This is a genomic window from Streptomyces sp. NPDC058274, from assembly GCF_042881375.1.
Taxonomy (GTDB): Bacteria; Actinomycetota; Actinomycetes; order Streptomycetales; family Streptomycetaceae; genus Streptomyces.
The window spans coordinates 166,195-180,023 of record NZ_JBHVXW010000006.1 but is presented as its reverse complement, the minus strand read 5'-3'; the positions used below and the strand labels follow the sequence as shown (position 1 = coordinate 180,023).

Sequence of the window (13,829 nt, the reverse complement as noted above, 5' to 3'; positions counted from 1 at the left end):
TCACACGAACGAGGGACCCTTTTCGAACAACGCGAACGGCCACAACGCGAAGGGCCGATTCCGCGGGATGCGGAATCGGCCCTGTCAACGTCGGTACGACGTCACTTGTTGACGCAGGCGTTGCCGAACGCCGGGTTCAGGGCACCGATCACGTTGACGGTGTTGCCGCAGACGTTGACCGGAACGTGCACGGGGATCTGAACGACATTTCCGGAGAGCACACCCGGGGACTTGACCGCGGCACCCTGGGCACCGGCGTCCGCGTGCGCGCTGCCCGCGGCAGCACCCGCGGCCATTCCGGCAGCGGCGAAAAGCAGAGCGGCCTTCTTGGCAGTGTTCATCGTCGGTCCTTTCCTTGAGGATTTGCCCCAGACTATGGACGCACCCTCAAGTCGTTCCGTAAGGACACGCGGTGAAATGAAATGAATGAAGTAATTAACCCTGAAGGGGAAGTCCGCCGAGGAGGGCGGTGGGACCGCCGGCCGAGTTCAGGGCGTCCGTCGCGCCGTTCACACTGCTGAGCACGGAGTCCTTGTTCTCGGTGTTGAGCGCGTCCGACTGGTGCTGCAGGGGCTGCAGGTTGTCCAGGCTGAGCGTGCGCTGGCTGGTGATGGTCTCCAGTGCGCCGTTCAGGCTGGTGGGCGTGAACGCGGAGGAGTCGTACGCGAAAGCGGGGGCGGCGGCGCCCGCGGCGACCAGGGACCCGGCGACGACAGCGGCGGCCTTCAGGGACTTCATCGTGTTCCTTTCTTCGGCAACTCACGTCGCCAGAGGGAATTTTCACGCAGGCATTGCGCATGCCTGGTCTCACTGCGTCCTGTTAACGATGCCTGTACGCACCGGAAACCACGGCCGCGAAAAATTCCCGGAACCCACCCGAATGAACGGCGCGTCTCATTCTCATATAAAACAGCCGTCGGGCCGGCCTTTTGAAGAGGCCGGCCCGGCGGCTGGATGGCGACTGCTTCGCCTCAGACAGCGGTCGCCGTGATCAGGACGGCAGACCGGTCGCCGGGACACCGGACGTGCTCGGCAGCGCCGGCAGACCGGGCAGGCTCGGGGCGGGCAGCCCGCTGCCGACCACCGTGGAGACAACGACGTTGACGAGACCGGTCAGTACGCCGGTGACCGCCGGGACGACCTTGCTGACGTCGCCCGAGGTGATGGCCTGGAGCAGGTTCTCCAGCGTGGTCTGGAGGTCGGTGACCGCGTCGGCCTTGCTGTCCAGCACGGCCTTGCCCTGCGGGCCTTGGGCACCCAGCGCCGGCAGACCGGGCAGCGTCGGGGTGGTGGGCGTCGCGGGCTTGGCGGGCGTCTGGGCGGCCGGCGGCGTCGCCGGCGCAGCCGTGGCTGCCTTGGCGATCGCGGCCTTCGCGGCGTCGCCGAGCTTGGTCACCTCGTCGGCCGAGAGCTGGCCCTTGTCGGCCTTGAGTACGGCACTGAGCAGGTCGGTGACCGGGGTCAGCACACTGCCGACGCCCGCGAGTGCCGTGACCTGCGACAGGAGCCCGTCGGCGCCGGGAACGGGCGCCGCCGAAGCTGTGCGGCCACGCGCGGAGTCGCTGTCGGCCGCCATGGCGGCCGGAGCGGCGATCCCGACGAGGAGCGTGGCGCAGAGCGCGGAGGACGCGAGGCGCCGTGCGGACAGTGCACGCATGGAGATTCCTTTCGATGGTGGCGTGAAGCTTGTGATCACCGTGGAAGCGGTGATCGCCACCTGCAACCGAGCGAGCGCGCCCAAGGGCCGCCTGGCGCCGTTGCCGCGGACGTCGTCCCTGGTGAGAAGCCGTGCGGGGGCGCGGATACCCCCTCCGCCCATTCGGGGCAAACGCGGACCGGCCGCCCTCCCGTTGGGGAGGACGGCCGGCAGAAGGGTCCGAGCTTGCGTCAGTCGTTGACGCACTGGTTGCCGAACGCGGGGTTCAGCAGACCAATCACGTTGACGGTGTTCCCGCAGACGTTGACCGGGATGTGGATCGGAACCTGCAGGACGTTGCCCGACAGCACGCCCGGGGAGTGGGCGGCGGCGCCGTGCGCGTCGCTGTCGGCGGCGGCGATGCCGGCGGTGCCCGCCACAGCGGCGGCGGCAACGGAGGTCAGGGCCAGGCCCTTCGCGATACGCGACATGGAGAGGTGCTCCTTGGAGGTCGACACAACATCCGGGCGGGGATGCCCGGCGTTGTGTCAACGCGCGGCGCACGCGCGGGTTGTGCCTCCAAAGGGGTGATGTCGCAAAGTCCCTTGCTTCACCATTCCGACACACTTGTCAGGTTTCACCGATAAATACGGATAGCGGGCTAGAGTTGCGCTCCTCCTGAGGCCGCTGGGATCCACGGGAAACAGTCGGGGGAGTCGAGGCGGCACCCATGTGATCTGCACATTTTTGTCCGTCTGCTGATCCAGATCCTTTTCACCCCGAAAGGGCAACGCCGGTCATGCGTATTTCCCCGGGACGTCTGCTGCGCCGTGCGATGGTGGGTTGCTTGGCCCTGACCGCGCTCTGGGTGCCGGGCGGTCCCGCGAGGGCAGCGCCGTCCGCCGCGGAGGCGGAGAGCCTCACGTTCACCCAGCGGTATCAGGCGCTGCGGCACGGTGGAATCGTCCGGGCGGCCAACTCTTCCATCACCTGCCGTACGGCAGTCCTTACGCGTGCGCCGGCGCCCTCGTGTGCCACGGCGCGCGAGGGCAGGGCGGCGGCGAACGGCGACTTCGACATGTTCTACATCGATGTCGACAAGGACCCGAACACCTACAACTCCAGCCGCGCGGAGGTCCGTCTGCCCGAGGGGGCGCGGGTCTCGTACGCACGGCTGTACTGGGGCGGCAATCTGCGGGTGGGTGAGCAGAAGCCGGCGAAGGACAACGGGCGGGTGCTGGTCGCCGAGCCCGGCGGGGACTACAAGCCGGTGCTCGCGGACACCGTCGTCGGGCACCGAGTGGCCCGTGGCGCGGACGCCTTCCAGGCCTCGGCGGACGTCACCGGGCTGGTACGGGCGAGTGGTTCGGGGCTGTACACGGTGGCCCAGGTCAATGTGGCGATGGGCCGCTCGGCCGCCGGCGCCTGGGGCGGCTGGACGCTGGTGGTGGCGTACGACCACGAGTCGGAGCCGCTGCGGCAGCTGGCGGTGTGGGACGGCTTCGACGCGCTCGCGCCGGGCGCGGAGCAGGTGGTGCGGCTGCGCGGGCTGCGGATCGCCGAGCGCGGTCGCGGCAGCGCCGGGCTGGTGGCCTACAACGGCGACGCGGGGAGCAGGGGCGACTCGCTGACGGTGTCGACCGGGCGCGGCGGGGCGACCGTGCTGAGCGACGCGGCCAACCCTCGTGACGACGTACTGAATTCGACGATCAGTGAGCCGGGGACGGCGTCCGCGGGGCGGATTCCCGCGTACCCGAACACGCTCGGCTACGACTCCGACGTCCTCGACCTGAGCAGAGCGCTGCGGCGCGGTGGTGACCAGTTGGTCTTCCGGCTCGTTGCGCAGCGGGACGCGGCCTGGGTCGGGGCACTCTTCGTCGCCGTCGACGCCAAGCAGTGACGCGCGCCCGCCGGCGCCGTCCGTGAGCGAGGAACCGCGTATGCCACTGTCATCGACCGCCGTTGCGACGCGGATCCTGCACGTCACCCAGCCGGAGGACGGCGGGGTGGCCCGTGTGGTCCTGGACCTGGCGCGGGCTCAGCTCGCCGGCGGACTGCACGTCACCGTCGCGTGTCCGGACGGCGGAGGGCTCGCCGACGCGGTCCGGGCGCTCGGTGGCGACGTACGGCCGTGGCGGGCGACGCGTTCGCCGGGGCCGTCGCTGGCGCGGGAGGTGCGGCGGATCGGCCGGATCGTCCGGGAGACACGGCCGGACGTGGTGCACGCGCACAGCGCGAAGGCGGGGCTGGCCGCCCGGCTGGCCGTACGCGGCCGGGTACCGACGGTGTTCCAGCCGCACGCCTGGTCGTTCGAGGCGGTCGGCGGGGTCACCGCCGCGCTCGCGCTGAAGTGGGAGCGGCGGGGGGCGCGTTGGGCCTCACGGGTGGTGTGCGTCAGCGAGGCGGAGCGGACGACCGGGGAGCGGGCCGGAGTGGCCGCCCCGTGGCGGGTGATCCCGAACGGCGTCGACCCGGCACGCTTCTGCCCCGCGGCGGCAGGGGCCGTACGGGCCGGGATTCCGCTGCTCGCGGCGGTCGATCCGGCGGCGCCCCTGGTGGTCTGCGTGGGGCGGCTGTGCCGGCAGAAGGGGCAGGACGTCCTGCTGGAGGCCTGGGGTTCGGTGGCCCGGCGGGTGCCCGGCGCCCGGCTGGTGCTGGTGGGCGACGGGCCGGATGCCGAGGGGCTGCGGGCTCTCGCGCCGGACTCGGTGCTGTTCGCCGGGGCCGCCCCCGATGCCGTGCCCTGGTACCGGGCCGCCGATCTGGTGGTGCTGCCGTCCCGTTGGGAGGGCATGGCGCTGGCGCCGCTGGAGGCGATGGCATGCGGGCGGCCGGTCGTCGTCACGGATGTGGACGGCGCCCGGGAGAGCCTGCCGCCGGACGTCCAGGCCCGGTGTCTGGTGCCCCCCGGAGCCGCGGGGCCGCTGGCCGACGCACTCTGCGGCCTGCTGTCCGATCCCCCGCTGCGCGAGTCGCTCGGCCGGCGGGGGCGACGCCACGTACTGACCACGCACGACGTGCGGCACACGGCCGAAGCGGTCGCGGACGTGTACCGCGAACTGCTCGCCGCGCGGCCCGCCGGGCACGCCGAGCGCGCGGAGCACGCCCCGAGCGGGGAACCCACCGAGTGCAGGGAGTCCATCCACTCGTGACTGCGGAAAGCACCGTTCCCTCCCCCGGCGGACAGCCACGGGAGCACGGATTCTCGCCCGTCTCGGTCATCCCTCCGCGCGAGGCCGCCGACGGCTTCAGATTTCCCGCCGGACGGCGGACCTCCGTGCGGCGGGCCTCGCGGCTGCCGCTGCCCCTGGTCGACGCCGGCGCCGGGCTGCTGGCGTGTCTGGCGCTCGCCGAGACGCAGGGACGGCCGCTCCTCGCCGGTCTGCTGCTGGCCGCCGTACTCGGGCTGAACGCGCGCGCGTCGCTGTACCGGACCGCCGCCGTGCCCGCCGTCCTGGACGAACTGCCCGCCGTCTGCGCGCGGATCGCGGTCGCCTGGTGCCTGCTGGCGGCCCTGGTGGCGGCGCACTCCCCGGGTCACGCGCTGTCCGCGCGGACCCTCGCGCTGGGCTGCGTCCTGCAGTCGGCGGCGAGCTGCCTGGGCCGCGGTGCCGTGCACTGGCGGCGGCGCAGAGCGCTGGTCCGCCGTCCCGTCGCGGCCCTGGTGATCGGTCCCGCCGGTACGGCTCAGCGGGTGGCCGCGGCCTTCCTGCGGCATCCGTGGTCCGGGGTACGGCCGGTCGGCATCGTGGACCGGCAGCCGGGCGGCGGCGAGGGGCTGCCGGTGCTGACCACGGGCGAGGAGGTGCAGCGGGCGCTCATCCAGAACGGCGTCCAGGCCGTCCTCGTCGTCGGACGCCGCGCCGACCACGCCCCGCTGCTGCGCGCGTTGGGCGAGTCGGGCTGCGTGCTGTGGGACGTCGACGCGGACTCGCCGTCGTACGACATGCGCGGTGAGCGGCTCGCCGGGTTCGCCTGCCGGCGCCTCAGCGTGGCCGGGCCCCGGGGCAGTGTCGGCAAGCGGCTGCTCGATGTGCTGGTCTCCGGGTCGCTGCTGCTGGCGGCCGGCCCCGTACTGCTGGTCTGCGCGGTGGTGCTGCGGCTGACGGACGGGCCCGGAGTGGTCTTCCGGCAGGAGCGCATCGGCAAGGACGGGCGGCCCTTCACCCTGCTGAAGTTCCGTACGCACCGCCCGGTCGACGCACACGAGGCGGCGACTCGGTGGAGCGTGGCGAACGAGCATGAGATGAGCCCGTTCTGCCGCTTCCTGCGCCGGACCTCGCTGGACGAGCTGCTCCAGCTGTGGAACGTCTTCTGGGGCGACATGAGCCTGGTCGGGCCGCGACCTGAACGGCCTTACTTCGTCGGCAAGTTCAGCCAGGCGTACCCGGGTTACGCGGCCCGGCACCGGATGCGGACCGGCATCACCGGGCTCGCCCAGATCCACGGGCTGCGCGGCGACACCTCGATCGAGGACCGGTGCCGCTTCGACAACGCGTACATCGACAACTGGTCGCTGTGGCAGGACATCTGCATCCTGCTGCGCACGGCCGCGGCGCTCGTCCGTCCGACGGGGAGCTGAGCCGGTGACCCTCAGGTGGACGCCCGTACTGCCCCTGGTGGCGGTGATCGCGACGCTCGCGCTGCCGGTCGCGCCCGGCGGGGAGGGCGGTGCGACGCCCGCGGACGCCGTCTCCGGACTCGTCGTGGTGTGGTGCGCGCTGCGTCTCGTACGGCTGCGGCGGCGCCCGCTGTCCCCTGCCGCCGCCGTGGTGCTGGGCCTGCCTGTCGTCGGCTTCGCGGTCGCGGCGGTCGGGGCGGCCTCGCCGGGGGCCGGGCTCACCGGTCTCGTCCGCTATCTGCAGATCTTCGTGCTGGTCCCGGCGGCGGTGGTGCTGCTGGTCCGGGACCGGCGCGACTTCCGGCTGCTCGCCTGGTCGTTCGTCGGTCTGGCGCTGTGGCAGGGGGCCATCGGCGTGCACCAGTACGCGACCGGGACCGGTGCCTCGTACATGGGCGAGGAGATCCGCGCCGTCGGCACGTTCGGGGCCGCGGACGTCATGGGGATGGCGACCGTGGTGGCGTTCGGGCTGGTGTGCGCGGTCGGGCTGGCGCTCGGTGCCGGTCCCGCGCGGCAGCGGGCCGCCGCGGTGGGATGCGCGCTGCTGCTCCTCGCACCCCTCGCGCTGTCGTTCAGCCGGGGCGCGTGGATCGCCACGGCCGTGGCGGTGGTGGCGCAGCTGGCGCTGGCCGGGATGCGGCGCGCCGTGCGGGTGCTCGCGGTGGTCGCCGCCGCGTGCGTCGTCCTCGTGGGCGGATTCGGCATCGGTACGGCCATGCTCCAGGAGCGGATCAGCAGCATCACGCAGGTCACGGACGCGCCCGACCAGTCGGTGACCGACCGCTACACGATGTGGGCGGCCGCCGTCGGCATGTGGCGGCAGCACCCGGTGGCCGGGGTCGGGCTGAAGGGTTTCCCCGAACACCGGGACGGACACGCCTCGTTGGCGCTGTCGTCGGGCAGCGACACCGAGGGCGCGGGCGCCGCCTTCCGCAAGCAGCCGCTGCTCTCCCCGCACAACATGTATCTGCTCGTACTGAGCGAACAGGGGCTGGCAGGGCTGCTGGCACTGGGAGGCAGCTGGCTGGCGCTGCTGCTGTGCGGGGTGCGGGGGCTCGTACGGGTACGGCGGTCCGACGCGGCGGCACCGGGGCCGGAGCCCGAGTCGGCGCCTGGCGGAGCGGGCCGTGCTGACGGTGCGTTCGGCGGGCTCGGCGGGCTCCGCGGACTTGAGCGGGGGGCCGTCGGGATTCCGGGGTTCAGCCGCGGGTCAGACGCGGCGGCCGCGCGCCCTGGGAGCGGCGGTCTCGACGTGGCGGCCGCCAACGGCCCGGGGAGCGGCGGGGCGCGCGGTCTCGACTGTGCGCTCGTCGCGTGCGGGCTGCTCATCTGGCAGTTGGTGGACTTCGTGTACGGCGACATCGGCGGGCCCTCGACCGCGCTGACCGCCGTGTGCTTCGGGCTCGTGGCCTGGTGGGCGCTGGCTGATCCCGCGTCCGCGGCGCCGGTCGGAGCCGCGGACGGGCCGGGCGAGGAGGCCGCGCGTTCCGGTGCGGCCGTGGACTGTTCGGGAGAGGCCGCGGCGCGATGACGGCGACACCTCCCCAGGCCGACGGCACGGCCGCGGTACCTGGGACGCGGAGCGGGGCGGGAGCGGGGGCGGGAGCGGGGGCGGGAGCGGGGGCGGATTCGCCCGGGGCCGTGGATACGCCTCGGAGTGCGGGTTCGCCCGGCGCCGTCGATACACCCCGAAGTACGGGCACGCCCGGCGCCGTCGACACACCCCGGAGTACGGGCACGCATGGTGTGGCCGATCCGCCCGGGAGTTCGGGTGCGCAAGGGCCCGCCGGTCCGCCCCGGAGTCCGGGTGGGTCCGGCGCCGGCGCCGGGGAGCGCGCCGAGGCCGGTACCTCCGCCCCCCGCGGATTTCTCGCCAAGGCAGCACTCGTCACCGTGGGGCTGTCGATCGCCGGTGCCCTGCTCGGACTCGGCCGGGACCAGGCACTCGCGCGGTTGTTCGGGGCCGGGAGTGACACCGACGCCTTCCTGGTCGCCTGGACGGTGCCGGAGTTCGCGGCGACGCTGCTGATCGAGGACGGGCTGGCCTTCGTCCTCGTACCGATGTTCAGCCGGGCCGTGGCGCGCCGGGCGCGGGGGGCCGCCGGCGATCCCGTCCGCGCGATGGTCACCACCACGCTGCCGCGGCTGTCGCTGGCGTTCGCGGCCGTGTCGGCGCTGATGATCGCCGGGGCGCCGTATCTGGTGAAGGCGCTGGCTCCGGGGCTGCCCGATCCGGGGCTCGCCGTGGACTGCACGCGGCTGACGGCGACCTGCGTACTGAGCTTCGGGCTCGCCGGGTACTGCAGCGCGGCCCTGCGCGCACACCGCCGGTTCGTCGCGCCCGCGGCGATCTACGTCGCCTACAACACCGGCATCATCGCGGCGATGTTCGTCCTCGGCGGGCGCTGGGGCGTGCGGTCGGCGGCCGTCGGTGTCGCGGTGGGCGGCGCGCTGATGGTGGCGGCACAGTTGCCGGCGCTGTGGCGGCAGCTGCGGAGGACGCCGGGGGCTGGAACCCCGGACGCGCACCGGGCCGAACCGACCGCCGCCCGGGAGGACTCCCGAACCCTGCAGCCCCGCACGCCGGACGGCCTTCGAGTCGAGCCGACCGCAACGCCGGACGACCCGCGGGCCGAGCGGACGACCACCCAGGACGCCCCCCACGACCAACTCCCGCCTCCCGAACACGCCACCCACGACCAGCCCGTAGCCACCACCGGAACCCGCGCTGGAACCGGCGCCGACCCCGCCGCCCGTCCCATGGACCTCGCGCTCGTCGCCACCGTTCTCCTCTTCGCGCTGTGCCGGCAGTCGCAGGTCCTCATCGAGCGCTTTCTCGCCTCGTCCCTGCCCGCCGGGGCCATCTCGCATCTGAACTACGCCCAGAAAGTGGCCCAGATGCCGATGGTGCTGTCGCTGATGCTGTGCACCGTCACCTTCCCGGTGGTGGCGCAGGCGATCGCGGAGGGCGACACCGAGCGGGCCCGGGCCCGGGTGGAGCGCGATCTGGCGCTGGTGTCCTGCACGGTGCTGCTCGGCGCCGCGGCGGTCGTCGCCTGTGCGCCGCAGTTGATCCAACTGCTGTTCCAGCGAGGGGCGTTCACCGCGCAGGACACCGCGGCCACCGCCGCCGTGATACGCGTGTACGCCCTCGGTCTGCTCGGTCACACCCTCGTCGGCGCGCTCGTCCGCTCGTACTTCTCGGCGGGGCGGCCCACCTGGTATCCGCTGGGTGCGATGGCCGCGGGGATCGTCACGACCTCCTGGATCGGCGCGTGGGCCGTGGGGCCCTGGGGCGTGTGCGGGATCGCCGCCGCGAACGCCCTCGGCATCACCCTCTCCGCGCTGCTCCTGCTGGCCGGCATGGGACGGCACGGGGTGCCGATCCGCACCCGGGAAGTCGTCGCCGAGATCGGCAAACCGGTGCGCGCCGCGGCGGCGGCCGCGGCCGTGGGGACGTTCTGCGCGAGCCGCGTGGACTCCCCCGCCCTCGGTCTCGTCGTCGGCGGCACCACCGTCACCGTCGTCTTCGTCCTGCTGGCCTGGGCCCTGAAGGCACAGGCCGTCGCACCCGCCCTCCGTTCCGCGACCCGAAGGCTTCCGCATGTCCGTTTCCGCTGACCGCACCAGCCACGCCCCAAGACCCGTCACGCACCGCGCGAGACCGGCCACCGGACGCCGCGAGGCACCCCCGTGGGTGGCGATGTACCACTCCGTGGGCGACTGTTCGGACGACCCGTACCGCATCACCGTCTCGCCCGAGCGCCTCGACGAGCAGCTGGGCCGACTGCGCGGCTGGGGCCTGCGGGGCGTCGGCATGTCCGAGCTGCTGGCCGCCCGCGCCCGGGGCGAGGGACAGGGCCTGGTCGGTCTCACCTTCGACGACGGGTACGCCGACTTCGTCACCGGCGCCCTCCCGGTCCTGCTCCGGCACGACTGCGGCGCCACCCTCTTCGTGCTGCCGGGCCGGCTGGGCGGCGAGAACGCGTGGGACCCGCTCGGCCCGCGCAAGCCCCTCCTCGACAAGCAGGGCATCCGCGTCGCCGCCGCCTCGGAAGGCATCGAGATCGGCTCGCACGGACTCACCCACGTCGACCTCACCCGGGCCGACGACGCGGTCCTGCACGCCGAGGTCAGCGAAAGCAGAGCACTGCTCTCCGAGTTGATCGGTGCTCACATCGACGGCTTCTGCTATCCGTACGGCACCCTCGACCAGCGGGCCGTCGACGCCGTACGGGCGGCCGGTTACCGCTACGCCTGCGCGATCGACCCCGGCCCCCTGACCGGCCCCTTCGCCCTCCCCCGCGTGCACATCGGCCAGAACGACACCGCCGTACGCCTGCTGCTCAAGCACCGGCTCCACCGGCTGCGCCGACGCCCCGTCGAGGGGGTCTGATGAAGGCCCTGCACGTCATCACCGGCCTCGGTGTGGGCGGTGCCGAGCAGCAACTGCGGTTGATGCTGCGGCACTTGCCGGTCGACTGCGACGTGGTGACCCTCACCAACCCGGGCAGTGTCGCGGACGGCCTCGCCGACGACGGCGTCCAGGTGATCCACCTGGGCATGACCGGCAACCGCGATCTGTCCGCCCTCCCCCGGCTGGTGAAGATCATCCGCGCGGGCGGCTACGACCTCGTCCACACCCATCTCTACCGGGCCTGCGTGTACGGCAGGATCGCCGCGCGGCTGGCCGGTGTGAAGGCGGTCGTCGCCACCGAACACTCCCTCGGCGACTCGCAGATGGAGGGGCGCGCGCTCAGCGCGGGCGTCCGCGCGCTGTATCTCGCCAGCGAACGGCTCGGCAGCGCCACGGTCGCCGTCTCCCCCACCGTCGCCGACCGGCTGCGGCGCTGGGGCGTCCCTGCGCCGCGCATCGAGGTCGTGCCGAACGGCATCGACCTGGACCGCTTCCGCTTCGACCCGGTCCTGCGCGAGCGCACCCGCCGGCGGCTCGGGCTGCCGGACGGGGCGTACGTCGTCGGAGGCGTCGGCCGGCTGACCGCGGGCAAGCGGTTCGACGTCCTGATCCGCGCGCTCGCCGAACTCCCCGCCGACTACTGGCTGTTGCTGGTGGGCGGCGGCGCTGAGGAGAGCGTCCTGCGGCGGACCGCGCAGCAGGCGGGCGTCGCGGACCGTGTCCTGTTCACCGGCGAGCGTCCGACGGGCGGCTTCCCCGGGGCCGATCTGCCGTCGCTGACCGCGGCCATGGACGCGCTGGCCTCGCCCTGTGCGGAGGAGGCGTTCGGCCTCGCCGTCGTCGAGGCCCTGGCCGCCGGGCTGCCCGTGCTCTACGTCTCCTGCCCGGCGATCGAGGACCTGCCCCCGGGCGCCGCGCTCGGCGCGCGGCGCGTCCAGGGCGGTGCGGAGTCGTTCGCCCGGGCCCTGGCGCGCGTCCGCGCCGAGGGCCCCCGGCCCCGCACCGCCCCCGAAGCCGCTCACCACTACTGCATCACCCGCAGCGCCGCCCAGCTCATGGACGTGTACGCGGCCGCCGTCTCCTGCACCCCTCTGGGAGTGAGTTCCTGATGACCGACAACCACACCGGACCCCACCGCCCGACCGGCCGGGCGGCCGGGGCCCTGTCCCGCGTGCGGACCCTGCCGCCGTGGTCCCTGCTCGCGGCCGGCGCCCTGCTCGGCGGCCTGGCCGGCGGCGCGTACGGCGTGCTGACGCCTCCGACGTACACCGCCACCAGTTACGTCATCGCCGTACCGACCGCGAAGTCGGACCCGGCGTCGGCGCTCGGTTTCGCGCAGGCGTACGGCCGGGTGGCCACGCAGCTCGCGGTGCTCGGGGACGCGCAGGTCTGGGCGGGGGTGCCGATGACAACGCTGCAGCAGAGCGTGCAGACCGCGACCTCGCCGGATGCCCCGATGATCGCCGTCTCGGCCACCTCCTCGCGCCCCGATCTGGCCGCCGACATGGCCAACGCCGTCTCGCGCTCACTGACCCAGCACGCGAACGACACCAAGAGCAGCACCAACGTCGAGCTCCTGCAGTTCTCGCGCGCCGTGAAGCCGGCCGCGGCGTCGTCGGCGTCCACGTCGGTGACCGGACTGGTGGGTGTCTGCGCGGGCGGGCTGCTCGGCGGCCTCGCCCTGCTCGTACGGCCCCGGCGGGCGACGGACGACGCCACGCGCGCCGCGTCCGTGCCGAGCCCGGCCGTCGCCGCCGACGCCCACGGCACGCTGTGAAGGCCGGGCAGGCCGCGGGGGTGAACACCGGGCCCGGCAGCGCCTCGGCCGCGGAGACCGTAGCGGGGGCGGCGGCGGATCCCGGCCCCGAGCCCGCCGCCGGAGCACGGCCGATCCCGGCTCCCGGCCCGGCCTCCGACACCACCTCCGACGCCACCGCCGGCGTGGCTCGCGGCAGCGAACTGGTCACCGAACTCGTCACCGACGAGCGCGAGTTCGCGGACCTGGCGCCCGCCTGGGGCCGGCTGTACCGCCGGTGCTCCGCCGCCACCCCGTTCCAGAGCCACGCCTGGCTGCACTCCTGGTGGCTCTCGTACGGCACCCGCGGCAGGCTGGCCCTCGTCGTGGTCAGGGACGGCGGTGAACTGCGGGCCGCCGCGCCCCTGATGCGCGTACGCGCTCCGCTGCCCGCCCTGGTGCCGCTGGGCGGGGCGATCTCCGACTACGGGGACGTGCTGCTGGACGACGAGTACGCCGAGCCGGCCGCGTCCGCGCTGGCTGAGGCGCTGACGCGCGCGGCGCGCGGTGCCCTGATCGACTTCCGGGAGGTGCGGCCCGGCGCCGCGGTCGAACGGATCCACGCGCGGTGGAGCGGCCCGCGGCGGCGCGTGCGGGACTCGGTCTGTCTGGAGCTGCCCGCCCGCCCGATGGACGAGCTGCTGGAGCGGCTGCCCCCGTCCCGCGCCCAGCGTGCGCGCGCCAAGCTGCGCAAGCTCACCGCACTCGGCATCGAGCACCGCGTGGTCCCGCACGACGAGGTGGACACCGCGCTGCGCAGGCTGCTGGAGCTGCACCAACTGCAGTGGCGGGGCCGCAAGGTGACCACCGAGCATGTCCGGCCGCGGTTCGCCGAGCACCTGGTGCGGTCGGTGAGCCGGATGGTCCGCTCCGGCGACGCCATGGTGACCGAGTTCCGTATCGACGGCACGGTGATGGCGGTCGATCTGACGCTGATGTCACCACGGTTGACGGGCGGCTATCTGTACGGCGCGGACCCCCGGCTGCGGGAGCTGAAGGCGGATGTCGCCACGATGCTGCTGAGTGCCTGCGCCGAGGAGGCGGTCAGCGGTGAACGGCAGGTACTGAGCCTGCTGCGCGGCGACGAACCGTACAAGTCCCGCTGGCGGCCGGAGGAGGTCGTCAACCAGCGGCTGCTGCTCGCCCGGCGGCGGACGGCCCCGCTGATGGCGGCGGTCGCCCTCGGTGTCGCCGCCCGCGGCCGGGCCAAGGATCTGGTGCTCCGGTGGCGGGAGAGGGAGCGCGGTGGGGGGGGGGGGGGGTAAGACCCCCCCCCCCCCCGGGGCCCCCCCCGGGGGGGCCGGGGGGGGGGCCCCCCTCAAAACCCCCGGCGGGCCCCCCCCCCCCCCCCACAAAGACC

The 13,829-nt window shown here is 73.7% G+C and carries 13 protein-coding genes; 9 read left to right on the top strand and 4 right to left on the bottom strand.

The features are described 5' to 3' along the window. Nucleotides 1–101 precede the first annotated feature (101 nt). From ACFVYF_RS15000 to chpG, 4 genes are all read right to left on the bottom strand, one after another. A complete protein-coding gene (locus ACFVYF_RS15000) occupies nt 102–341 on the bottom strand; it encodes a chaplin (RefSeq protein WP_389455627.1) in 240 nt (79 codons plus the stop codon). 94 nt (nt 342–435) lie between these two features. Beyond that, the gene (locus ACFVYF_RS14995; RefSeq protein ID WP_389455626.1) at nt 436–738 is read right to left on the bottom strand and encodes a hypothetical protein; all 303 of its coding nucleotides are present in this window, start codon (nt 736–738) and stop codon (nt 436–438) included. A gap of 253 nt (nt 739–991) precedes the next feature. Next, nucleotides 992–1,657, bottom strand: coding sequence for a hypothetical protein (locus ACFVYF_RS14990; RefSeq protein ID WP_389455625.1), 666 nt, complete (start codon nt 1,655–1,657; stop codon nt 992–994). Nucleotides 1,658–1,887: 230 nt separating this feature from the next. After that, a complete protein-coding gene (gene chpG / locus ACFVYF_RS14985; RefSeq protein WP_389455624.1) occupies nt 1,888–2,127 on the bottom strand; it encodes a chaplin ChpG in 240 nt (79 codons plus the stop codon). Between the two features lie 308 nt (nt 2,128–2,435). Between chpG and ACFVYF_RS14980 the strand changes: the two genes are divergently transcribed. The 9 genes from ACFVYF_RS14980 (at nt 2,436) to ACFVYF_RS14940 (ending at nt 13,734) form a co-directional block, all read left to right on the top strand. Then, a complete protein-coding gene (locus ACFVYF_RS14980; protein WP_389455623.1) occupies nt 2,436–3,536 on the top strand; it encodes a DUF3344 domain-containing protein in 1,101 nt (366 codons plus the stop codon). Between the two features lie 40 nt (nt 3,537–3,576). Then, nucleotides 3,577–4,788 carry a glycosyltransferase family 4 protein gene (locus tag ACFVYF_RS14975; RefSeq protein WP_389455622.1) on the top strand — a complete coding sequence of 404 codons (1,212 nt, stop codon included), beginning with the start codon at nt 3,577–3,579 and terminating at the stop codon, nt 4,786–4,788. After that, nucleotides 4,785–6,218, top strand: coding sequence for a sugar transferase (locus ACFVYF_RS14970; protein WP_389455621.1), 1,434 nt, complete (start codon nt 4,785–4,787; stop codon nt 6,216–6,218). The genes ACFVYF_RS14975 and ACFVYF_RS14970 overlap by 4 nt, the downstream gene beginning before the upstream one ends. A 4-nt stretch (nt 6,219–6,222) precedes the next feature. After that, a complete protein-coding gene (locus tag ACFVYF_RS14965) occupies nt 6,223–7,788 on the top strand; it encodes an O-antigen ligase family protein (RefSeq protein WP_389455620.1) in 1,566 nt (521 codons plus the stop codon). Between the two features lie 110 nt (nt 7,789–7,898). Further along, nucleotides 7,899–9,878 (top strand): murein biosynthesis integral membrane protein MurJ, encoded by a 1,980-nt coding sequence (gene murJ / locus ACFVYF_RS14960; RefSeq protein ID WP_389455619.1) that lies wholly within the window; start codon nt 7,899–7,901, stop codon nt 9,876–9,878. Between the two features lie 82 nt (nt 9,879–9,960). Then, nucleotides 9,961–10,653, top strand: a complete 693-nt coding sequence (locus ACFVYF_RS14955) for a polysaccharide deacetylase family protein (protein ID WP_389455813.1) — start codon at nt 9,961–9,963, stop codon at nt 10,651–10,653. Next, complete coding sequence (locus ACFVYF_RS14950; protein ID WP_389455618.1) at nt 10,653–11,783, top strand: glycosyltransferase; 1,131 nt, start codon at nt 10,653–10,655, stop codon at nt 11,781–11,783. The genes ACFVYF_RS14955 and ACFVYF_RS14950 overlap by 1 nt, the downstream gene beginning before the upstream one ends. Continuing rightward, nucleotides 11,783–12,451, top strand: coding sequence for a lipopolysaccharide biosynthesis protein (locus tag ACFVYF_RS14945; protein WP_389455617.1), 669 nt, complete (start codon nt 11,783–11,785; stop codon nt 12,449–12,451). The genes ACFVYF_RS14950 and ACFVYF_RS14945 overlap by 1 nt, the downstream gene beginning before the upstream one ends. 182 nt (nt 12,452–12,633) lie before the next feature. Continuing rightward, nucleotides 12,634–13,734 carry a GNAT family N-acetyltransferase gene (locus tag ACFVYF_RS14940; protein ID WP_389455812.1) on the top strand — a complete coding sequence of 367 codons (1,101 nt, stop codon included), beginning with the start codon at nt 12,634–12,636 and terminating at the stop codon, nt 13,732–13,734. Nucleotides 13,735–13,829 lie beyond the last annotated feature (95 nt).

What these genes read in the sequence shown, in the direction of transcription:
- ACFVYF_RS15000 (WP_389455627.1), bottom strand. Translation starts at nt 341, where the DNA reads ATGAACACTGCCAAGAAGGCCGCTCTGCTTTTCGCCGCTGCCGGAATG.
- ACFVYF_RS14995 (WP_389455626.1), bottom strand. Translation starts at nt 738, where the DNA reads ATGAAGTCCCTGAAGGCCGCCGCTGTCGTCGCCGGGTCCCTGGTCGCC.
- ACFVYF_RS14990 (WP_389455625.1), bottom strand. Translation starts at nt 1,657, where the DNA reads ATGCGTGCACTGTCCGCACGGCGCCTCGCGTCCTCCGCGCTCTGCGCC.
- chpG (WP_389455624.1), bottom strand. Translation starts at nt 2,127, where the DNA reads ATGTCGCGTATCGCGAAGGGCCTGGCCCTGACCTCCGTTGCCGCCGCC.
- ACFVYF_RS14980 (WP_389455623.1), top strand. Translation starts at nt 2,436, where the DNA reads ATGCGTATTTCCCCGGGACGTCTGCTGCGCCGTGCGATGGTGGGTTGC.
- ACFVYF_RS14975 (WP_389455622.1), top strand. Translation starts at nt 3,577, where the DNA reads ATGCCACTGTCATCGACCGCCGTTGCGACGCGGATCCTGCACGTCACC.
- ACFVYF_RS14955 (WP_389455813.1), top strand. Translation starts at nt 9,961, where the DNA reads ATGTACCACTCCGTGGGCGACTGTTCGGACGACCCGTACCGCATCACC.
- ACFVYF_RS14950 (WP_389455618.1), top strand. Translation starts at nt 10,653, where the DNA reads ATGAAGGCCCTGCACGTCATCACCGGCCTCGGTGTGGGCGGTGCCGAG.
- ACFVYF_RS14945 (WP_389455617.1), top strand. Translation starts at nt 11,783, where the DNA reads ATGACCGACAACCACACCGGACCCCACCGCCCGACCGGCCGGGCGGCC.